At 38.8% G+C, this 20,947-nt stretch carries 18 protein-coding genes; 3 read left to right on the top strand and 15 right to left on the bottom strand.

Going from position 1 to position 20,947, the window contains the following annotated elements; translation table 11 throughout:
* Positions 1–436: 436 nt before the first annotated feature.
* Complete coding sequence (locus DEU40_RS21640; protein ID WP_137904973.1) at positions 437–1,645, bottom strand: hypothetical protein; 1,209 nt, start codon at positions 1,643–1,645, stop codon at positions 437–439.
* Positions 1,646–1,858: 213 nt separating this feature from the next.
* Here DEU40_RS21640 and DEU40_RS21635 point away from each other — a divergent pair, with 213 nt between their 5' ends.
* Positions 1,859–2,350, top strand: coding sequence for a hypothetical protein (locus DEU40_RS21635; RefSeq protein ID WP_110011768.1), 492 nt, complete (start codon positions 1,859–1,861; stop codon positions 2,348–2,350).
* 64 nt (positions 2,351–2,414) lie between these two features.
* Here DEU40_RS21635 and DEU40_RS22235 read toward each other — a convergent pair whose 3' ends face one another.
* From DEU40_RS22235 to DEU40_RS21625, 3 genes are read right to left on the bottom strand one after another with little or no spacing between them, the layout of a single operon-like run.
* Positions 2,415–2,642, bottom strand: coding sequence for a hypothetical protein (locus DEU40_RS22235; protein WP_062669420.1), 228 nt, complete (start codon positions 2,640–2,642; stop codon positions 2,415–2,417).
* 18 nt (positions 2,643–2,660) lie between these two features.
* Positions 2,661–3,122, bottom strand: coding sequence for an NUDIX hydrolase (locus tag DEU40_RS21630; protein ID WP_110011767.1), 462 nt, complete (start codon positions 3,120–3,122; stop codon positions 2,661–2,663).
* 58 nt (positions 3,123–3,180) lie between these two features.
* Positions 3,181–4,026: an AraC family transcriptional regulator gene (locus tag DEU40_RS21625; protein WP_146207895.1), complete on the bottom strand. Its 846-nt coding sequence runs from the start codon at positions 4,024–4,026 to the stop codon at positions 3,181–3,183.
* 90 nt (positions 4,027–4,116) lie between these two features.
* Between DEU40_RS21625 and DEU40_RS21620 the strand changes: the two genes are divergently transcribed.
* Positions 4,117–5,097: a polysaccharide deacetylase family protein gene (locus DEU40_RS21620; RefSeq protein ID WP_110011771.1), complete on the top strand. Its 981-nt coding sequence runs from the start codon at positions 4,117–4,119 to the stop codon at positions 5,095–5,097.
* Positions 5,098–5,249: 152 nt separating this feature from the next.
* The gene (locus DEU40_RS21615) at positions 5,250–5,639 is read left to right on the top strand and encodes a DoxX family protein (protein ID WP_146207894.1); all 390 of its coding nucleotides are present in this window, start codon (positions 5,250–5,252) and stop codon (positions 5,637–5,639) included.
* 618 nt (positions 5,640–6,257) lie between these two features.
* On the opposite strand, the gene DEU40_RS21610 is transcribed toward DEU40_RS21615, so the two are convergent.
* From DEU40_RS21610 to DEU40_RS21560, 11 genes are all read right to left on the bottom strand, one after another.
* Positions 6,258–7,775, bottom strand: a complete 1,518-nt coding sequence (locus tag DEU40_RS21610; RefSeq protein ID WP_110011764.1) for a TSUP family transporter — start codon at positions 7,773–7,775, stop codon at positions 6,258–6,260.
* 5 nt (positions 7,776–7,780) lie between these two features.
* A complete protein-coding gene (locus DEU40_RS21605) occupies positions 7,781–10,657 on the bottom strand; it encodes a TonB-dependent receptor (protein WP_110011763.1) in 2,877 nt (958 codons plus the stop codon).
* A gap of 384 nt (positions 10,658–11,041) precedes the next feature.
* A complete protein-coding gene (gene cysI, locus DEU40_RS21600) occupies positions 11,042–12,718 on the bottom strand; it encodes an assimilatory sulfite reductase (NADPH) hemoprotein subunit (RefSeq protein WP_110011762.1) in 1,677 nt (558 codons plus the stop codon).
* Positions 12,719–12,752: 34 nt separating this feature from the next.
* On the bottom strand, positions 12,753–14,465 hold the full coding sequence (locus tag DEU40_RS21595) for a sulfite reductase flavoprotein subunit alpha (protein WP_110011761.1): 1,713 nt from the start codon (positions 14,463–14,465) through the stop codon (positions 12,753–12,755).
* On the bottom strand, positions 14,455–15,300 hold the full coding sequence (gene cobA, locus DEU40_RS21590) for a uroporphyrinogen-III C-methyltransferase (RefSeq protein ID WP_110011760.1): 846 nt from the start codon (positions 15,298–15,300) through the stop codon (positions 14,455–14,457). Before cobA ends, DEU40_RS21595 begins: the two co-directional genes overlap by 11 nt.
* A gap of 23 nt (positions 15,301–15,323) precedes the next feature.
* A complete protein-coding gene (cysK, locus tag DEU40_RS21585; protein ID WP_110011759.1) occupies positions 15,324–16,235 on the bottom strand; it encodes a cysteine synthase A in 912 nt (303 codons plus the stop codon).
* Positions 16,236–16,260: 25 nt separating this feature from the next.
* Entirely contained in the window at positions 16,261–17,091 is an 831-nt protein-coding gene (gene epsC / locus DEU40_RS21580) for a serine O-acetyltransferase EpsC (RefSeq protein ID WP_110011758.1), read from the bottom strand.
* Between the two features lie 5 nt (positions 17,092–17,096).
* Positions 17,097–18,335: a sulfate adenylyltransferase subunit 1 gene (locus tag DEU40_RS21575; RefSeq protein WP_110011757.1), complete on the bottom strand. Its 1,239-nt coding sequence runs from the start codon at positions 18,333–18,335 to the stop codon at positions 17,097–17,099.
* Between the two features lie 100 nt (positions 18,336–18,435).
* Entirely contained in the window at positions 18,436–19,344 is a 909-nt protein-coding gene (gene cysD / locus DEU40_RS21570; RefSeq protein WP_110011770.1) for a sulfate adenylyltransferase subunit CysD, read from the bottom strand.
* A gap of 13 nt (positions 19,345–19,357) precedes the next feature.
* A complete protein-coding gene (locus DEU40_RS21565) occupies positions 19,358–20,071 on the bottom strand; it encodes a phosphoadenylyl-sulfate reductase (RefSeq protein WP_110011756.1) in 714 nt (237 codons plus the stop codon).
* Between the two features lie 83 nt (positions 20,072–20,154).
* Complete coding sequence (locus tag DEU40_RS21560; protein WP_062669451.1) at positions 20,155–20,571, bottom strand: RrF2 family transcriptional regulator; 417 nt, start codon at positions 20,569–20,571, stop codon at positions 20,155–20,157.
* Between the last annotated feature and the right edge of the window lie 376 nt (positions 20,572–20,947).

The following is a 20,947-nucleotide window of genomic DNA, read 5'->3' as shown; positions in this document are numbered from 1 at the left end:
TATTTTATTTAAAAATAAAACTTTTTACCAGATAGATTTTGAAGAAAGTAGGGTAAAAATCAAAGACGTTCACCCTACGCAAGCTAACTCAAGGTTGCTTTTATAAATATAAATGTATAAAAAATATTTGGAAGTTAACACAGAATCTAAAGCCAATGGAAGGATACTTTATAAAATAAGCGGGCTAAAGCCCGCCTCTATTGATATATAAATGTGGTTTTATAGCAGAGACAAATGTAAATATTCAATAGGAACGGGCTTTAGCCCGTTTTAACAATTAGATACAAATACCTTGGCTTCAGCCAAAACTTAATATTGGCTAAGTTTCAGCTGAAGCCGTTGATACATCATTAATCAATAAGCGGGCTAAAGCCCGCTTATTGATATATAAATCAGGGATTAGCCCGCCTCTATTGATAATATAATTTAAAAACTTCTAACAATAATACATGCATTCATAGCTGAAAAGTTTCCCCTCTTTAAAAGTAAAAATAAAGAGCCCGGCATCTCCATTCTGAATGTAATATTCGTGTGGAGAGGAAATCCAGCGTGTTGAGAGTAAATCTCCAAAATGGTTGACAAAATCCTTTTCATTATAATTAGAATCCATACGTTCATTTCCCAGAATCACAGCTTCGCCATTGTTGAAGGACATTTTGTAAATGCTTCCGGAAACTTTTCCTTTATATTCTTCAAAAGCAACCATCATATCAGAGGTTCTGTAAAAATATTGAGGTTCCCAGCCGCATTCAGGGGTATTGGGAATGTCTTTTACCTTCTGCATCTCCAGCTGTTTCATCTGTGCATCAGTGATTTTTCCGTCAAAAAGCTGGGTTTCTTTCCACACAAAATGCATATTTAAGGCTTTCAGTTTTTTTTCATAAGCTTCAGTTTCTGGTTTTTTTGCCAGTTGATCTGCCAGAAGAAGTTCAAAATCGATATCTACTTTTGGATTTTCTATGCCGGTATTGGATTCTTTCCAGTACTGTAATGCTTGTTTAAGGTTTTTATCTTCCTGCCATGCAATTTCACGTAATCTTCCCACCTGAGCCAGTTCTTTTTCCTTGTTTTTATCTTTAACTGCGAGATAATCTTTCAGAATCCTGTCGTAAGTAAGTCCGGTTCCCAGATATTTCATTTGAATATATTCCGGATTCTCATGAAAATGATCCCCGATATAAATCCAGCCGTCCTCATATAAAGGAACATAATCTATACAGACAAGTTCGTTTAAAGCAGCCCTGCGTATGGCTGTACTTTCTGTGGTAGGCGCTTTTCGTACACGCAGCTCAGATACCTGCACATAAAAATGCGGACATTGATGTCCTTCTGTTCCTCTATAAAAATACTGAGCGGGTTCGCCGGCAGACTTTTTCCCACGCATACTTTTTTGTAACGGCTGACGGTCTATAAATCCAATATCACCGTTGCTTACCTGTACTTTGTATTGCGTTTGGGTAGAATCCAGAACATAAACAGGTGCTTCGGTAGAAAATATTCCTAAAAGATCTTTATTTTTTCCACTTTCACGAAAGAGATGTCCCCATTCTGACGTATAAACAGGGCGTTGGCCAGGGCTTTGTGCCATGGTATTATAAAAGCAGCACTGAAAAATGCCGGCTGCCAATAGTATCTTATTCAACATATTGTAATGGGTATCCACAAAAACGATCCTGTTTTTTGCAGATGGTTCATAATGGTTTCTAAGGTTATTCCTTCAAAAATAATGAAAAATCAGGGTTTATGCCAAAGTTATTGTTATTCAGAATGGGTATAAATTCCATCCTATTCATCTGTTCCCATTGGGTAAAGTAAATAAAAATACTATTTTTATCGGCCAAAAAAGTAAAGACTCATTATGCCCACTGATGCTTCTCTTAAGCTGATTCCTATGACAACTTTCGTGCTGGAATATTATTCACACGAAGGATATGCCGATCTTCAGATTTTGAATCTGATGAATAATTATGCCAATTTCTTAAAGAAGCGTTTGACTCTTGGAATGTTTGTTCCTGTAGACCGTAAAGGAAATATTCTGAAAGAACCGAAAAATTATACCGCATGGAAATCTTTGGATCATAACGATGGAAGAAGAACGGATATTATGGGTTTCGAAGAATATGCAGAGTACCAGAAGGCTGAGCAGAACTGTATGTTTGAAGGCTTTAAGGTAGATTATAATGGATATTCAAAAGTGAGAATCATTGCTTCATACGACCCTTCTATTGAATTGTCTTTTAATAAAAATGACCTGATTCCTACAGGCTTCAATGATGTGGAATCACTGACGGTGTTTGATGATATCTTTTTAACATCCAGTGCATTAAAAGCAATTGGGATAAAACGATAAATAATAGTTGTACTATATAAAAAACCTTTATCAGCACTGATAAAGGTTTTTTTGTTTTCTTATTCTATCTGACACATTCTCCCGAATGGCAGTGGTAGCCTGATGGACAAAGCCCGTTGATGCAAGGGCCGGCAGCATCAGGATAGCACCTTTCATCTGCACGACAATGAGAGTGAGGAGGACAAAGGGAAAGCAGATTGCCAAGGCAAACGCCTACAGGAAGAGGAAGATTCAGTTCTATTCCAATGGCTCCGATCATGTTTTTTAATGTTTTTCTGTTTAATTTTTTCATGGCTTTTGTTGTTAGGTGTTAGTGATTTTTTAATATACTTTCAAGTTCTGTAATAAAATCTTTCTGTGCCGGATTGATCCGTTTTTGTGCTTCCTCTGAAGCAAACCATTCCCATTGATCCACTTCAGGAATTTCAATTATTTTGTCGGATTTGGGCGGCCATTCTAGTGGAAAGCTGTTGCTGTAAAGGTCTGAAGTATCAATGTCTCCTTCCAGGGCCCATGCATAAACTGTTTTTCCTCCTTTTTGTCTGACGGGTGATAATTCTATGAATTGGCCTTCTGCTGTTGTACCTGTTTCTTCTTTAAATTCCGTTAATGCCCTCTCCAAGGGATCTTCATCGGGAAGAATCTCTCCTTTGGGGATAGACCATGCCCCAGAATCTTTATTTCTCCAGAAAGGGCCGCCGGGATGAACCAGAAAGTAATACAGACTGTCTTTTTCTTTTTTAAAGAGCAGAATCCCGGAACTCGTTTTCATGGGTTTAAAGATTTGATTATTAAAGATATAAAAAAATATAATCAGATGATCAATAAGATCAACCTTTCTTTTTAAACTGAGAAGGTGACATTTGTTTGTACGTTTTGAATATTTTATTAAAATGGCTGGCATCATTGAAACCCAGCCTGTCGGCAATTTCACTGATATTATAATGGCTTTGCAGTAAAAGCTTTTCAGCAGTCTTCAGCTTATGCTGTATGATGTGCTGTTGTATGGAGAAACCTGTCTGTTTTTTAATATAAATGCTGATATAATTAGGAGAAAGCATAAATTCTTCAGCCAGGTTCTCAATTTTCATTTTATCAGCATCCAGAGCATTGACATTGATATAATACAGTATTTTTTCAATTCTGTTTAGATTTTGAGCGAGCCGGTTTTTTGCAGTAGCATTTTGCATCGTATTCCGGATAAGAATAGTCATAATACCCGAAAACAGATCAGTAGTTATCTCTTTGTTATAGGTATTTTTATGGCTGAATTCATACAGAAGAATGCGGGCAAGCTGTAAAAGATGCTCCCGGTCTGTTTTACTCTTAATCGCTGATTCATACACAAAGGAATGATCTTCCATCAGGAGCTGTACAGCCTTTTTAAGTTCATTCTTTTTGTTGGGCAGTAAGTTTTCCCAGATATACTGTTCTGTGAATTTTATATAAATGAATTTCGTTTTGTTTTTAATTGAAAATTCATGGCCGTCACTTGGTCTGAGTAGAAATACATCCCCCTTTTTATACGGGAAAGTAATGCTGTTGAGGTGATGAAATCCTTTTCCGCTTTCTATGATGATCAATTCATAAAAATTATGATTGTGATATTCAACATCCCAGTTTTCCTTTTCAATACTGAAAACATTGAAAGAGTTGAAATTAACGATTCGTTTCATAGAAGAATGGATTTTTACAAATTTACCATTAATTTTTACAATATATGCCAATGGAATATTGATGAATTTTGCCTTATCAATACATTCAAAATGAAATATATAAAACAATCAGCATTGCTGCTTGCCTCAGCAATTGTTTTGATGTCCTTTTCTGATCATGAAAGGGGTACAGCAGAAAAAAAGCAACAGCATGAAAAACAGGCCCGAACAAAAAAATACTGGCCGAATGGTGCTCAATTGGTTATTTCCGTTTCCATGCAGTTTGAAACGGGTGGACAACCGGAAGGCGCTGAAAGTCCTTTCAGTGGAACTCCTCTTCCCAAGGGACAGCCGGATCTTCCCGCAGAAAGCTGGTACCGCTACGGAGGAAATGAAGGAATTTACCGTATGCTGGATTTATGGAAAAAATATGACATTAAAGTTACCTCTCATGTCGTAGGAAGTGCTGCTGAAAAGTATCCTGAAGTCGCCAAAGCTATTGCCAACGGAGGTCATGAAATTGCCGCTCATGGTTTTACCTGGGATAACCAGTGGAATAAAAATTATGCTGACGAACTGAATTTCGTAAAGAAAGGTGTGGATGTTGTAGAAAAAATTACAGGGCAGAAAGCTGTTGGTTATAATGCTAACTGGTTGAGAAGAAGCCCGAATACACTTAAAGTATTACAGGAACTGGGTTTTCTGTATCATATTGATGACCTGAGCCATGATGAGCCTTTTATTACAAAGGTAAAAGGAAAAAACTTTGTAGTCGTTCCTTATACGCTTCGTAACAATGATATTGTCAATATTGAAGGGAAACACTGGAGCCCGGAGCAGTTTTTAGCCCAGCTGAAATTTGAATTTGACCGTTTGTATGAAGAAGGAGCTTCCAAAAGGAGAATGATGAGTATCAGTTTTCATGACAGAATCGGTGGAACTCCTGCAATGGTACATGCCATGGAGGAATTTATTCAATATACACAACAAAAACAGGGAGTTGTTTTTATGAGAAAAGATGATATTGCTAAAATGGTGATGAACGATCCCGATACTCCGGTTGACAACAGCGAAGAAAAGTTTAATAAGTAAGGAAGCGGGAAGCTGGAGGAAGGAAGTTATCGAAGTCTGTAAAAACAATTACAGAATAATTGAATAATGATGAACACAATAAAAGTGTATCCCAACAGATTTATATCTTCCAGCATCCGGCTTCCAGCTTCCATCCTAAAAAAAATACCTTTATGAATAACACAAAAACAGCCTATTTTTTCCTTCGTGTGTCGATGGGAATCAACTTTTTGGGACACGGATTGGTCCGACTGGTAAAATTACAGGACTTTGCATCAGGAATGATGAAGGGTTTTGAAACAAGCTGGCTTCCGCAGCCATTGGTCCATCTTTTTAGTGTCACTCTCCCCTTTCTCGAATTTATAATCGGCCTGCTGCTGATCATTGGTTTTAAAACCCGTATTACGGCGATGGCCGGAGCTTCTCTGATTATCCTGCTCCTTTTTGGAAGCAGTACTGTTGAAAACTGGGAAGCAATGGGAATTCAGATGATCTATGCAGGCCTTTTCTACATTCTGATCAGCAGAATTGAGGATAATTACCTGGCCTTGGATCGAAAATAAAAACAGTAAGGCTGAAAAAAGTAAAGAATTACCTGATTATTATAATTTTTTTTTACTCTTTATCCAACCACAAAAGTCACAAAAGGTTTCATTTTAATACACTTAAGTTTATTTAGGTAAAATGATATCGCAGTAAAGTTCACATAAGATGAAAAACTTTGATTTTCACAAAACTTTGGTGTACTTATTACGCACAATGTTTGGCTCTGAAAAAATTGAAGTATTAAAAACTTTTGTGCCTTTTGTGGTTAAAAATGATTCAATGCTGTATTTTTATTTTCTCAGCCTAATTATTTTCTGCTTTTTTACATTGTTCAGAGATTATGTTACAACTTCCTTAGATTCAGTTACTCTGTTTTTATAGTTAAAGCTCGCCTTAAAGATTCCTGGAATTTAATGTAACTACCTACATACAGGGAATTGAACAAATTAAAAAAGAACAGCAATCTGTAAAATAATAAGTGCTATAAAAAACGCAAAGTTTTAATGGTTCAGATTTCTACTAAAATGAGTAATGGTAGTGCCCATAAGGTGCATCATTAATTTTCCCCCTGATGCCTCAAAATAAAGTAAACATTAAAATCTCTGCGTTTAATACTTTCTGATGTATATTTGTTCTTATGAGAAGATTGATTTTATAATCGTAATAAGGCTCATGGCAATAACCACCATTCCTACCACCACAAACATTTTCTTTGTTGGAAGTTTTGCCGTAAGCATCGCAGAAAACGGAGCGGTAAAAACACCACCCAATAAAAGTCCCAGAACAATATTCCAGTGGTGGATACCTATGGTAAAAATAAAGGTAATGGCACTGGTAATGGTTAGTAAAAACTTGGCAACAGTAGAACTTCCCACTACATATCGGGGAATCCTTCCCTCTTTGATCAGCGTTCCAGTTACCAAAGGTCCCCAGCCTCCGCCGACAAAAGAATCTATGAAGCCGCCTGCCAATCCTAATATTCTGAGATTGGTTCTGCGTTTGGCTTTCGCTTGTCCGGTTTTTTTATCTTTAAATGCATTGTTTAAGATATTAATTCCAAGATAGAGCGTGTAGCAGGCAATAATTGGTTTTACGATGTAAGCGTAATGTTCACCATAATGAGACAGTGTTAAAGCACCGATAACAGAGCCCACAATAGCCAATGGAAACAGCACCCAGACCATTTTTTTATTCACATTTCCCAGTTTATAATGACTGAAACTCCCGGCTGCTGTGGTAAAAGATTCCGCAGAGTGGATGCTGGCACTTACAACCGGCGGTGGAACATTCAGTAATAAAAGAATCGTAGTACATATCACTCCATAGCCCATTCCCATAGATCCGGCGACAATTTCTGCCATAAAGCCCGCAAACAGCATCCAGTAAAAAATATGACCATCTTTATTCAGAAAATACTGAATATCTCCGGAAAGATTGAACTGATACACCACAAGTCCAAACAGGCCGAAAAGAAGCAAAACTCCTATGATGCCCAGATAAATATTGGCTTTTCTCTGGGCTGTTTTGGTGATACTGATCAGCTTTTGAATTTCCATATCCGGTTTTGCAGCAGCTTTTCCTTCGGACAGATATTCTGTTGTAATCTTATTAAGTTCTTTTACTTTATAATCGAAATCGCCTGTCAGTTGATTACGGATATACTGCATATTGTCCAATACATGATCCATTTCGTCAGGAATCACTTCGGTAAAGGTTTCTCTTAATCTTTTAGCGATGGTTGGAGATTTTCCGTTGGTGGAAATAGCTATTTTAAGACTTCCCTTTTTAACAATGGATCCTAAATAAAAATCACAAAGATCAGGTTTATCCGCAATATTGACCAGTACACTTTTTTGCTGGGCTTTTTCTCTGATTTCCCCGGCCAGTTCAACATCATTTACCGCAATAATGGCCAGATCAGTATCGTTAAAATCGTGGTCATGATATGCTCTCTCATGAAGTGTTATATTGGAAAACTGGTTTTGTAAAGTTCTAACCTCCGGAATGATTTCTTTGGCTACCAGTTTGATGGAAGTTTCCGGAGAATTACCCAGAACAGATTCCAGTTTTTCAAGGGCAACCTTGCCGCCGCCAATGATCAGCAGCGACAGGTTTTCAAGTTTTAAAAATATGGGATATAAAGAATTGCTCATCCTGATTACAGTTTTAAGTCATACGTAAAAGCGAGATAATACAGTCCTCCGATTTCCGGACCTGCTGCATACTGGAAGTAACGGCGGTTCAGCAGATTGGTAGCACCTATTTTAATATTTGCACGGATTTCAGGAAGCTTCCATGTTGCCTGTGCATCAATGGTGTAATAAGCGGGAATTTCTCCGGATGCTAAAGGGCTTTCCCACATAAAACCGCTCTGCCATCTGGCCACAAGAGTAAATCCTATATTTTTAACAATCTCTCTGTTTCCCACGCTTATATTCACCATCCACTTCGGAGTGTTGAAAGCTGTAATAAACAGGTCTGAGTTATTATTGGAAGCCAGATCATTATAGGAAACATTGGTGTTGATATTATAATTTCCTGTGATATTATATCGGATTCCTAAAGATGTTCCGTAGCTTTTGTAGGTACTGTAGCTGTTGGTATAAACCCTGTATCGGTCCTGTTTACTTCTGTCTAGCATGGCAAGAACAGAGGTATTGCTTCCTACCTGGCTGTTTTTAGGAACAGCCACTTCTACCTGACCAAGGAATCCTTCGTAGATATTGTAATAAAAATCCCAGTCCAGCACCAGTTTATTATTGAAAAAAGTAGACTTATACCCTACTTCAAACGAATTGATTTTCTCCGGCTGTAACTTCTGCAGATTGGCTACCGTTAAAAGCTGTTTGTTATCCTGAGCTGCCTGATCCTGGGTTTTTCCTGCGTCAACATCAGCGTTTACTGCTGAGGTAAATTTATCGATGGATGCCAGCGTATAAGAGTTTTCCAGATAGCCTAATCCATCATTCACTTTTGAAAGTCCGCCTACTCTTCTTACATTTCCGTTATTCACGAATGAAAGGGCTTCAAATAAAGATGGAAAACGATAGCCGTTTTGAAAAGAGGCCCTGAAATTATGCTGTTTTACAGGGGAATACACTACACTTATTCTTGGATTTAGTTTGGCTTCAAATTCCGGGTTTCTGTCGATCCGTAAAGCGGCATTAATTTTTACTTTATCATCGAAGAAAAGCCTGGTAATCTGTGCAAAAGCCCCATATTTCTGATAGATAACATCTTTCCCGAAAGTACCATTCGCTAAAGGAATGTTTCTTTCATTCACGGGACGGTTAAAATCAACAAAGTTATTTCCATCCGGAGTAATGCTGTACAGTCGGTAATCTACACCAGCCAGAAGGCTGAATATCTTCACAAACCTGCTGAAATCATAGGTCAGTTCTCCCTGATAAAAGCGGGATTTCTGTTCCAGTTTTGCCCCTCCTGTTGCCGGAGCTCCTGCTACTCCTGCATTGGCCGAATCCCAGTTATTAATTCCGATAATGGTATTTTTTAGCTGTTCAAAAGCTACGGTTCCCGGTACAGCCCTGTTTTTATCAGCTTCCTGACGGGCGAGAATAAATGCTTCGTTAAGATTAGTTCCGGCATTCAGGCTGTTCTGAAGCGCAGTCTGGAATATATTTTTCCAGTTGGCATTGGAAAGATTAGTCAGATCAAGATTATCTGCCAAAGGTTTGAGATTATAGGAATTTCCTGTATTTTCTATCGATACATAAGCTCTGAAGGTTAATTCTCTTCCTGTGAGTTCTACTTTATGATTCTGAACCGTAGCATCCTGCAGACGGATTTTATTACCTCTCTGGAAAGTTCCGTCCAGCAAGCCGTAGCGATACCCATAAGATGTTCTCCACTGATCTCCGAAACGATAATATAAACCTGCATCAAACTTGATATTTTTCACGTCAGGGCTTACCAGGTCTTTTTCCAGATATCCGGTTCTCGAAACGTTGAATGTGGTTGGTTTTCCGTTGTAATCTACTTTTACAGCTACACGGTTGTTTCTTTCGTCACCGTATTTATTCCAAAGATCTCCAGCCGGATTGTTGGCCAAAGCAAAATTAGGATTGGCTGTAACCAATGATCCCGGATTCTGATCTGTCAGATTATTCGATATCCAGTCTGTTCCACTGAAATAAGAGGCATTGACTTTCACGGCAAAGTTTTTATTGATCACTTTCGCAAAGCGGACAGCACTTTCTCCCAGAGAACTTATTTTATGGTTCACATTGTCTACATGATTTACTCCGCCACGGAAATAAACACTTATTCCTTCCGAGGTAAACGGATCTTTGGTCTGTAAACTTGCCAGTCCGTTGATGGCATTCATTCCGTACAATGCAGAAGCCGCTCCCGGAGTTACTTCCATAGATTGAATATCCAGTTCTGTAGGTCCTATCGCATTTCCCAGCGGCACTCCCAAGGTTGCCGACTGTACATCTACTCCATCTACCAGCTGCATAAAACGGAAATTATTGGGCGAATTAAAACCTCTTGAATTAGGAATTTTCAACGTAAGGCTTGATGTTAAAAGCTGAAGCCCTTTTACATTTTCCAGTGTTTCATAAAATGAAGCTGCCGGACTTTCTCTGATCGTTTTAATATCAATTTTTTCAATGGCAATCGGTGATCTTAATATTTTTTCCGGAACTCTGGAGGCAGAAATTACCACATCATCAATAATGGTATTCTGAGGGTTTAAGCCTATCGTTATTTTGTTGGAAGGCGAAAGGATTTCAACAGTTTGACTGCTAAAACCATCTTTCTGAACAACCACCCGGAATGGAATGGTAACTCTTGTTCTTATTTTAAAATTACCTGCCTGATCCGTTAATGCGGCATCCTGCGTGTTTTCGATCTGTACTTTTACGGAGTCAAGACCTTTGCTTGTTCCTGTGTTTTTGATGCTTCCGCTAAGCTCTATAAGCTGCTGCTGAGCTTCTGCCAGGTTAAAAAATAGAAATGTAAATGCAATAACACCTGCTTTTGGTAGAAAATTTCCCTGTTTTTTGTTTTTCATTTTTGCTTCATTTTTTAGGTTGAGAATGAAGCTGCCTGAAATTTTACATTGATTATTTTTACCACAAAAGGCACAAAAGTTTTCATTTTAAAACACTTTAGTTCAATTATGTAAGTTTAAAATGACACTGTAGAAAAGTTCACATTGGATGAAAATCAAAGATTTTACAAAACTTAGGTGTACTTATTATGCACATAGTTTGGCTCTTAAAAAGCTTAAAGGTTTAAAACTTTTGTGACTTTTGCGGTTTTGAATCGAAAAACTTCAAACAGCTTGTTTGTATTGTTATTTGAGAATCAACAACACATACACATTCGTCCGCTTAAATGAAGAGGTTGAGTTTTTTTGTTTTTTTTCAGATCATAATGAAAATCAGCCATATAATTAATTTAAAGTATGTAAGTAACGGTATGAAAAATCACCAAATGTTTCCTCTGCAAGTCTTTTCTGTACATAAATCCCGAAAAGTTCATCCAGAGTGGTCAGAATTTCTTCTTCACCAATATTTTCTTTAAATTTTGTATTCAGCCGCATTCCCAGGCGGTCTCCTCCAATGTGAAGATTGTATTTTCCATACGCGGTCCCCACAAATCCGATTTCAGCATTCGGAGATCTTCCGCAGCCGTTAGGACAACCGGTCATACGGATCGTGATATCTTCTTCCAGCAGGCCGTATTTTTCAAGAATTGGTTCTATTTTGGTGACCAGTGAAGGCAGATAACGCTGGGCTTCAGCCAGAGCCAGTGAACAGGTATTCAAAGCGACACAGGCGACAGAGTTTTTACGCAAGGCACTGGCCCCATTGGTAGAATCTGAAATACCATATTCTTTTAAAATATGTTCAATTTCAGCTTTGTCTTTTTCATCAATATCAGCAAGGATAAGGTTCTGGTTGCAGGTAAAACGGAAATTGGCTTTTCCTGTCTGCGCAATTTTTAGTAACCCTGATTTTAAAGGATATTCTGCTGTATTAAGGATTCTTCCATGCTCTACAAATACGGTGTAAAACCACTTTTCTTCATGATTCTGTATCCAGCCGTAGCGGTCTTTTCTTTGTGTAAACTTAAATTCACGGGCCGGCTCAAAACTGAAGCCTGCTCTCTTTTCTACTTCAGCTCTGTACTGATCGATACCTAATTTATCAATGGTGTATTTTAATCTTGATAATTTCCGGTCGCTCCTGTTACCGAAATCTCTTTGTACCGTGATAATTTCGTAGACGGCTTTCAATACTTTTTCTTCGGTATCAACAAATCCAAGGATAGAAGCAAGACGGGCATACGTGGCTTCATTTCCGTGAGTGGCACCTAATCCCCCTCCGGCAGCAATATTGTAACCCACGATTTTATTATTTTCGATAATCGCAATTAAGGCAATATCATTGATGAATACATCCACATCGTTATTGGGAGGAACGGCTATTCCTATTTTCAGTTTTCTAGGAAGATATCTGTCCTGATACAAAGGATCTTCCTCTGCTTTACGGTCTACCAGAAGTTCATCATCAATCCAGATATCATAATAAGCTTTGGTTTTCGGAAGACACATTTCACTGATTTTACCTGCCAGTTCGTAGGCTTCCTGCTGTAAAGGGGATTCCGAAGGATTGGCTGTACAGGTTACGTTTCTGTTGACATCTCCACAAGCGGCAATTGAATCCAGATGCTGCAGATTGAAGCTCTGGATGGTAGGTCTTAAATGAGATTTTAAAATACCATGCAGCTGAATGGTTTGTCTGGTAGTCACTTTTATCGTTCCCGTAGAATGATCTTCAGCCGTTTCATTCAATCCTACCCATTGCTCCGGAGTTAAAAAACCGCCGGGAAGTCTTAATCTGATCATATAAGAATACAGCCATTCCAGTTTTTTGGAGACACGCTCTTCCCTTCTGTCTCTGTCGTCCTGCTGGTACATTCCGTGAAATTTGATCACAGTCTGGTCATCTTCTCTGATGGCTCCGGTGAAGTTATCTGCAAGACTTTCCTTTAAAGTTCCTCTGAGTCCGTTACTGCCGGTTTTAATTTTTTCTACCGGTGAAAGGTTCTCTTTATTGTTGTTCATAATCGTTTCCTTTAATTTTTACGGGTACTTCTTTTTAATACACATCTTTAGCATATCTGCCGCTCAGTTCCATTTCTTCCAGATAGGTTACAGCATCATCTTTGCTGCGTTTTCCTTCAGTCTGGATAATGGTGAGAAGCGTTTGTTCTACATCACGGGCCATTGGTTCTTTAGCACCGCATACATACACCGATGCTCCGCCTTCAAGCCAGTAAAAAACTTCCTGGGCTTTTTGTTCCAACCTGTGCTGAACATATACTTTTTCAGCTGTATCTCTGGAAAAAGCAAGATCTAAATGGGTCAGACTGCCTGTTTTGAGAAAATCCTGCAGCTCTGCCTGGTAAAGGAAATCTGAAACAAAATTCCTGTCTCCGAAAAACAGCCAGTTTCTTCCTTCTGCACCAGTGGCATCACGTTCCCAAAGGAATGATCTGAAAGGCGCAATCCCTGTTCCCGGACCAATCATGATGATATCTTTATCCGCTTCCGGTAATTTGAAATGACCTGCTTCCTGAATAAAAAATTCCACCGCTTCCCCTTCTTTGAATTCACTCAGAAATCCACTGCATAACCCATTATGTTTCTGATGGTCAATAAAAAATTCTGATTTAGCAACCGTAATATGAATTTCCGTATCACCATGAGCTTCCACAGAGGAAGAAATGGAATACAGACGTGGTGCCTGAGCGGTTAATATCTGTAAGATTTCTTCAAATTCGTCTGCATTTTTTACAGGATAAATTCTAAGAAGATCAAGAAGACTTAATCTGACTTCCGGAATGGAATGTCCTGTTATTTTTGCATATTGAGCCACTACAGATTTAAGTAAATAGCTGATGTTAAGATGCTTGTGCAGGAGTTCTTCCACAGTGTCTGTAACTTTTGCTGTTTCAACCTGTTTTTTAGGATTAATTCCTGTGAGTGTAATAATCTCATCTACAACCTCTTTTGAATTGAAAGGGATCACTCCCAAAGCTGCACCGGGGCGGTAACTAAGCGCTTCTTCGGTTTCAATTTCAATATGATAGGTTTCTTTTTCTGAGGTAATATCGTTCAGATTGATAATGGCAGACACTTTCCCCTGATATCTTTTTCTTCCGGCGGAAACTTTTGGCGCTGAAATATTTTTTGTACTCTGCACCGCATTTTTATTGACTGTTTCAAATACATGCTCTATCCAATGGGAAGCTTCCTGTTCGTAATCAATGTCACACTTTTTCAATGGAATAATACGCTGGGCACCTAATATTTCAAAGCGTGAATCCACATCTTCTCCAGTCTGGCAGAACAGAGGGTAACTACTGTCTCCCAATGCCAGAATTCCGTATTTAAGTCCGCTGAGATCAATTTCATTTTCATGAATATAATCGTAGAATTTTTTAGCAAGAGCAGGCGGTTCACCTTCTCCCTGAGTACTGATGACGACAAAAAAGAACTCCTCTTTTGCAAGATCTTTAGGCTTGTATTGGGAAAGGTCAGCCAGCTTTACCTGAAGCCCTTTTTTCTTCACGATACCGGCCAGTGCAGTAGCCAGTTTCTTACTGTTTCCGGTTTCTGTACCGTAAGCCAGCGTTATTTTCTTTACAGCATTCTGTGTAGTGGTATTCGTTTCCAGTGGTGGCAGAACGGCTGTAATTGAGGACCCTCCGGCAATACCCGCAAGATATCCGCTTGCCCAGATGGCTTCGTCTCTGGAGAGGTCTCCGGAGATTTGTTTTAATACATTTAATTTAGATTCAGACAGCATATTCAAAGAAATTTTGAGTTGTAGGGATTAGAGTTCCGTTTTCCACTGATTTGAAATAAAGACCTTCCTGCTCGGCATTTTCAAGCCATGAAAATTCTTCATGGAGGTTTACAATTTTGCCCACTACCACCAATGAAGGGGAAGCAAAGTTTTTGTCTCCGAATTTTTCGTTAAAATCATCAAATGATGACGTATACACCTTCTGGAAAGGAGTCGTAGCCTGTTCAATGACTGCAATTTTTTTATCACCTGAAATCTGAAGTGCTTTCAGCTTTTCCACAAGAGGAGTAAGGTTTCCTTTAGACATATAGAAAACAAGGGTATCATTGGTGAGAGCAAGTTCTTTCCAATACTCTTCAGTTACAATCTCTGATTTATAGTACGTCAGAAAACGAACGGATGTGGAATATCCTCTGGCCGTTAAAGGCATCCCTGCAAAGGCTGCCGCACCTAAAGCGGCTGTAATTCCCGGAATGATTTCGTAAGGAATATGATTTTCTTTTAAAGCCTGTAACTCATCAAGAATATTCGAGAATATGGAAACATCCCCTCCTTTGAGTCTTACAATCGTTTTATTCTGACGGGCATATTCCACCATTAAAGTATTGATATGAGACTGAGGGGTGGAAGCATTTTTGCTGCATTCTTTGCCTACATAAATAATTTCTGTGTCTTTATTGACGTAGGTTTCCAGAATCTCAGGACTTACAAGACGGTCGCATAAAACAACGTCTGCTTCTGCGATTGCTTTTACAGCTTTTACAGTGATCAGTTCAGGGTTGCCGGGCCCTGCACCGATAAGGAAGACCTTTGGTGATTTTATATTTGTTTTCATTGAAGTAGTTGTTAATTAAGGAATTAGAAAAGTCCTTCTACCGACAGATATCTCTCTCCGGTATCGTAATTAATTGTCAGGATTTTAGCGTTAGGGGGTATTTCCGGTAAATGTTTGGCGATGGCTGCTAAAGCGGCTCCTGTGGAAACTCCGACAAAAAGACCTTCTTTTTTAGCTGCGTTAAGGGCATATTCATAAGCTTCTTCTTTGCCTACTGTAATCACTCCGTCTAAAAGAGTAATATCCAGAATGGAAGGTACAAAGCCTGCTCCTAATCCCTGTAACGGGTGTGGTGCCGGGTTTCCTCCACTTAATACAGGAGATAATTCCGGTTCTACAGCAATTACTTTTACGTTAGGAAATTTTTCTTTAACCACTTTTGCTATTCCGGTGATATGTCCTCCGGTTCCTACTCCGGTAATGATATAATCAAGGCCGTCCGGAAAGTCTTTTAAAATTTCCTGAGCGGTGGTTTCTACATGTACTTTTACATTAGCAGGATTGTCAAACTGTCTGGGAATCCATGAGTTGGGCGTTTCTTCAGCAAGCTCATTGGCTTTTTCGATAGCCCCTTTCATTCCCTTTTCTCTTGGGGTAAGCAAAAATTCTGCTCCGTACGCTTCCATGATTTTACGGCGTTCTATACTCATGCTTTCAGGCATAACAAGGATTAGCTTATACCCTTTTACGGCAGCAGCCAAAGCGAGTCCTATCCCTGTATTTCCGCTGGTAGGCTCTATGATAACGCTGTCTTTATTTAATAATCCTTTGGCTTCTGCATCTTCAATCATCGCCAGTCCGATTCTGTCTTTAATGCTTCCGCCGGGATTGTTTTTTTCAAGTTTGATCCAGATTTCATGATCTGAACCGAAGAGTTTGTTGATTTTCACGACGGGTGTATTCCCAATCGTTTCTAATGCATTCTGAAATTTCATATCAATGTACTTTTTATTTTGTTTTTTAGATCACAAAGGTTAATGATTCCGGCAATGAAGAATTATCCTTTATTTTTATTTCGCTTTTGTGGTAGACCAGAGAATTGGCAGGAACATCCTGTGTAACCCATACATTTCCGCCGATAATGCTTTCCCTGCCTATGGTAGTTTCGCCTCCCAGAATAGTAGCTCCCGAATAGATAATCACATCATCTTCAATATTGGGGTGTCTTTTCTGATGGGCTTTTTCTTTGGAAACATTCAAGGCTCCGAGGGTTACTCCCTGATAGATTTTGACATTATTTCCGATAACCGTTGTTTCTCCGATCACAATTCCTGTTCCGTGATCAATGAAAAAAGACTTTCCGATGGTGGCTCCCGGATGAATATCAATTCCCGTTTTACTGTGGGCATATTCTGAGATGACCCTTGGTAAAATTTTCACTTCCTGACTCCAGAGCTGATGCGAGATACGATAGACATACGTGGCAAAAAAGCCGGGATATGCCAGGTATACTTCTTCCAGTGAGTCAGCGGCAGGATCAAATTCCAGAATGGATTTTGCATCCAGTACCAGCTGATCATAGAGTTGTGGTAAAGCTTCAAAAAAACGATTAACCTGTTTTTCGGTAATAATTTTATCTCCTGTTACCGTATTGATAAGGTCTGAAAGTGTTTCCTGGAGCGCTTCAAAATTTCTTTTCAGCTGATCTTCAGTATTGTCATCCTGAGGAAGGAAAAGTGTTTCATACAAATCCTTCACCCACTTTTTAGTCTTTATTTTATCAAAGAATCCATGAATACTGTTTTGCTTAGTCTGATGAATTCTTTCTATGAGTTGATCGGAAATTGCCATTTTTTCTATTGAATTATACAGGCTGCTACCGTTGAATTGGACGTTTCATCCACCAGAATGGCAGAGCCCGTTGTTTTGTTATTGGTAAAGCTGTCATAGACCAAAGGCTGTGCCGTTCGCAGGGTAACTTTCACAATTTCATTCAGTTTGATCTCTCCATCGGCCTGTTCCCTTATAAGAGTATTCACATTGATCTTGTAATCAACCTCTTTTACTACTGCTTTTATCAGTCTGCTGTTTTGCTGCAAAAGGTATTTGTTTCCTGGCTGCAACGGTTTCTGATCCAGCCAGCATAAAAGAATTTCAAGATCTTTTTCAACGGTGGGAACATGTTCTTCCGTGGCAAAAATATCTCCACGGCTGATATCTACATCATGAGCTAGATGAATAACGGCTGGCTGGCCTTCAAAGGCTTCTTCTTTTTCAATGCCATTGATCTCAATTTTGGTGATTTCAGTGGCCAGGTCTGCAGGAAGTATATGGATTTTGTCTCCTTTGGTGAATTTTCCACTTAATATTTGTCCGGCATATCCTCTATAATCATGCAGTTCTTCGGTTTGAGGACGAATCACGTACTGAACCTGAAAACGGCTTCCGTTATTTTTTTCTTCATTGATCGTTACTTCTTCAAGATATTCCAGTAAAGAATTTCCTTCATACCAGTCTGTTCTGGAAGATTTTGAAACAATATTATCTCCTTTTAATGCAGAGATCGGGAAATAACTTACATCATTCAGTCCAAGATTTTCTGCAATTTTTGCATATTCTGATTTTATATTTTCAAAAACTTCTGCCGAATAATCTACCATATCCATTTTATTAATGGCTACAGCTACTTTCTTTAATTGTAATAAAGAGGCGATGATGGAATGCCTTCTGGTTTGTTCAATCACGCCTTTTCGTGCATCAATCAGAATAACCATCAGATCTGAGTTGGATGCTCCGGTGATCATATTCCGGGTATATTGTACATGACCGGGAGCATCAGCGATGATAAATTTTCTTTTTGCCGTTGAAAAATAGCGGTAGGCAACATCAATGGTGATTCCCTGTTCTCTTTCTGCACGCAGACCATCTGTTAAAAGAGCAAGGTCTACTCCGTCTTCATTTTTGTTTTTAGAATGTTTTTCAAGGACTTCCAACTGGTCCTGTAAAATGCTTTTGCTATCGTAAAGCAGTCTGCCGATAAGGGTACTTTTACCGTCATCCACGCTTCCTGCTGTTATAAATCTTAATATATCCATCCGAATTTTAATTATAAGTAATGAGTAATAGGCAATGAGTAATATTTTGTTGTTTTAAGAAGTAAAGGTGTTATCTTATTATTCATTGCTGATTGCTTATCTAAAAGTAGCCTCCTTTTTTTCTGTCCTCCATAGCGGCTTCTGTTACCCTGTCATCAATTCTGGTTTCGCCACGCTCTGAGATTCTTGTAGCTACAATTTCTTCGATAACGGCATCTATCGTAACAGCATTAGATTCCACAGCTGCAGTACAGGTCATATCTCCTACGGTGCGGTAACGGATTTTCTTAGTAGTAATGACGTCTTCCGGTTCTAAAACCACATGGGAAGAATTGGCCAGCCATTGTCCGTTAAAGTCGATTACTTCTCTTTCATGCGAGAAATAGATGGAAGGCAGTGCAATTTTCTCTCTTCGGATATAATTCCAGATGTCAAGCTCTGTCCAGTTGCTGATTGGGAAAACTCTTACATTTTCTCCTTTGTGGATTCTTCCGTTGAAGATATTCCACAGCTCAGGACGCTGAAGTTTAGGATCCCACTGCCCGAATTCATCACGAACAGAGAAGATTCTTTCTTTGGCGCGGGCTTTTTCCTCATCTCTTCTGGCTCCTCCTATGCAGGCATCGAATTCAAATTCTTCAATAGTATCAAGAAGAGTGTAGGTTTGCAGCCAGTTTCTGCTCGGGAATTTACCTTTAGCCTCAGTCAGTTTTTTACTTTTTATCGTGTCTTCCACTTTCCTGACGACCAGATTCACATCTAGCTGTTCCACCAGCTGATCACGGAAATCCAAAACCTCCTGAAAGTTGTGGCCTGTATCTACATGAACAAATGAAAACGGAATTTTTCCGTGGAAGAATGCTTTTCTTGCCAGATGCGCCAGTACGATACTGTCTTTTCCTCCACTGAATAACAACGCCGGACGTTCAAACTGGCCTGCGACTTCTCTTAATATGTAAATAGATTCGGCTTCTAACTGATCTAAATAGTTTAACTGATGTATCGACATTTTTTTCTTTTTTTTATTGATGAATATGCAGACCGCATTCTTTTTTGTTGGCATCTTCCCACCACCAGCGGCCTGCTCTGAAATCTTCTCCTTCTTTGATCGCTCTGGTACAGGGCTCGCATCCTATGCTCACAAATCCTTTTTTATGAAGGTGATTGTAAGGTAGATGATGATCTTTTACATACGTTGTCACCTGTTCTGTCGTCCAGTGAAGGATGGGATGAAATTTGATGATTTTATTATCAGGATCCCACTCCAGCTGAGGCATATTCTGTCTGTTGGGAGAATGTTCGGATCTCAGTCCTGTAATCCATACCTTATAGCCTTCCAGTGCTTTTCTTAAAGGATGAACCTTTCGGATTGTACAGCATGCTTTCCTTTTTTCTACGGATTGATAGAATGAATCAGGGCCGTTTTCTGTTACAAATTCTCTGAGCTCTTCCGTATCCGGATAATAGGCTTTGATGTTCTTTTTAAAGAAAGCCTTGGTGGAAGTCCAGGTTTCATAAGTCTGTTCAAAAAGTCTTCCCGTATCCAGGGTGAAAATTTCAATATTTAAATCTTTAGTCAGATGAGTGATGACCTGATCCTCGTAACTGAAACTGGTTGAAAAGATCACTTTACCCGGGAATCTTTCAGTCAGTATTTGCAGTGCATTAGTTTGAAAAGAAGCTTCATCAGCCTCTTTCACAAGATTTTCGAATTCATTTTTCAGACTGTTTTCCATTTTGAATTGAGATTTAAGTCTTGCAAATATATATAAAATTCTATAACTCCTATCAAAATAGTAGAACTTAAATAAAAAAAATTTTATTCTTTATTGATGAACTTGGTTAAGGTAGCTTCCATCATGCTTTTTCTGGTCTTTTCACGAACGATCATAAGTTCTTTCCTCAGATAGCATACTGCTTCGTCTACACAATCATCACATGCTTCGTAAAAATTTAAGGAAACACATGGTGTAAGAGCAATAGGACCGTCAAAGATTCTGTAAATGTCTGCTAATGAGACCTCATCGGGTGATTTTAAAAGATAATACCCTCCTACTTTACCTTGCTTGCTGTTGACCAGTTTGGCTCTTTTTAGTTCTAGAAGGATTTGTTCCAGAAATTTTTTGGGAATGTTTTCGTCCTGTGCAATAACGGAAGTTGGCAGAAAGCCCTGGTTATAATTCCTTGCTAATCTGACCATTGCTTTAAGCGCATATTTGCAACGTTTCGACATCATAATTCCTGCAAGTTATGATAAATTATCTGATAAATGAAATGTTTTTATAGCTGAAAACTTTGTATTTTAACCACAAATCGAAGATTCGACGAAGTCAAAAGCCACAAAAGATAAAAACACTTAAGTTGATTTTAAGTGCAGATAAACTGCTGAGAAGTTCACTTAAGTTTAAAAATCGAAGATTTTTTATAATACACAAACATCTGTGTAAATCCGTGAAATCTGTAGGAAAAGCTAACCACCCCGTCAAAAATTCTTTGAATTTTTGCCACCCCTCCAAAGGACTATCGTGTGGACAGATCTTTAAAGATTTTGTAAGCTTTGGCTATATCTTTAAAACATTTGAGTCCAATCCACAGGGTTGTAATACCCGGAT

The organism is Chryseobacterium sp. AG844 (assembly GCF_003182335.1).
Taxonomy (GTDB): domain Bacteria; phylum Bacteroidota; class Bacteroidia; order Flavobacteriales; family Weeksellaceae; genus Chryseobacterium; species Chryseobacterium cupriresistens.
This window is presented reverse-complemented; position numbering and strand designations above follow the sequence as displayed.

Bases quoted from the DNA above. Each gene is read 5' to 3' on its own strand.
- cysD (WP_110011770.1), bottom strand. From the start codon at position 19,344: ATGTCGATACATCAGTTAAACTATTTAGATCAGTTAGAAGCCGAATCT.
- DEU40_RS21625 (WP_146207895.1), bottom strand. From the start codon at position 4,026: ATGAAACGAATCGTTAATTTCAACTCTTTCAATGTTTTCAGTATTGAA.
- DEU40_RS21635 (WP_110011768.1), top strand. From the start codon at position 1,859: ATGCCCACTGATGCTTCTCTTAAGCTGATTCCTATGACAACTTTCGTG.
- DEU40_RS21575 (WP_110011757.1), bottom strand. From the start codon at position 18,335: ATGGATATATTAAGATTTATAACAGCAGGAAGCGTGGATGACGGTAAA.
- epsC (WP_110011758.1), bottom strand. From the start codon at position 17,091: ATGGCAATTTCCGATCAACTCATAGAAAGAATTCATCAGACTAAGCAA.
- DEU40_RS21630 (WP_110011767.1), bottom strand. From the start codon at position 3,122: ATGAAAACGAGTTCCGGGATTCTGCTCTTTAAAAAAGAAAAAGACAGT.
- DEU40_RS21640 (WP_137904973.1), bottom strand. From the start codon at position 1,645: ATGTTGAATAAGATACTATTGGCAGCCGGCATTTTTCAGTGCTGCTTT.
- DEU40_RS21620 (WP_110011771.1), top strand. From the start codon at position 4,117: ATGAAATATATAAAACAATCAGCATTGCTGCTTGCCTCAGCAATTGTT.
- DEU40_RS21560 (WP_062669451.1), bottom strand. From the start codon at position 20,571: ATGATGTCGAAACGTTGCAAATATGCGCTTAAAGCAATGGTCAGATTA.
- DEU40_RS21615 (WP_146207894.1), top strand. From the start codon at position 5,250: ATGAATAACACAAAAACAGCCTATTTTTTCCTTCGTGTGTCGATGGGA.
- cobA (WP_110011760.1), bottom strand. From the start codon at position 15,300: ATGAAAACAAATATAAAATCACCAAAGGTCTTCCTTATCGGTGCAGGG.
- cysK (WP_110011759.1), bottom strand. From the start codon at position 16,235: ATGAAATTTCAGAATGCATTAGAAACGATTGGGAATACACCCGTCGTG.
- DEU40_RS21610 (WP_110011764.1), bottom strand. From the start codon at position 7,775: ATGAGCAATTCTTTATATCCCATATTTTTAAAACTTGAAAACCTGTCG.
- DEU40_RS22235 (WP_062669420.1), bottom strand. From the start codon at position 2,642: ATGAAAAAATTAAACAGAAAAACATTAAAAAACATGATCGGAGCCATT.
- cysI (WP_110011762.1), bottom strand. From the start codon at position 12,718: ATGAACAACAATAAAGAGAACCTTTCACCGGTAGAAAAAATTAAAACC.
- DEU40_RS21605 (WP_110011763.1), bottom strand. From the start codon at position 10,657: ATGAAAAACAAAAAACAGGGAAATTTTCTACCAAAAGCAGGTGTTATT.
- DEU40_RS21595 (WP_110011761.1), bottom strand. From the start codon at position 14,465: ATGCTGTCTGAATCTAAATTAAATGTATTAAAACAAATCTCCGGAGAC.
- DEU40_RS21565 (WP_110011756.1), bottom strand. From the start codon at position 20,071: ATGGAAAACAGTCTGAAAAATGAATTCGAAAATCTTGTGAAAGAGGCT.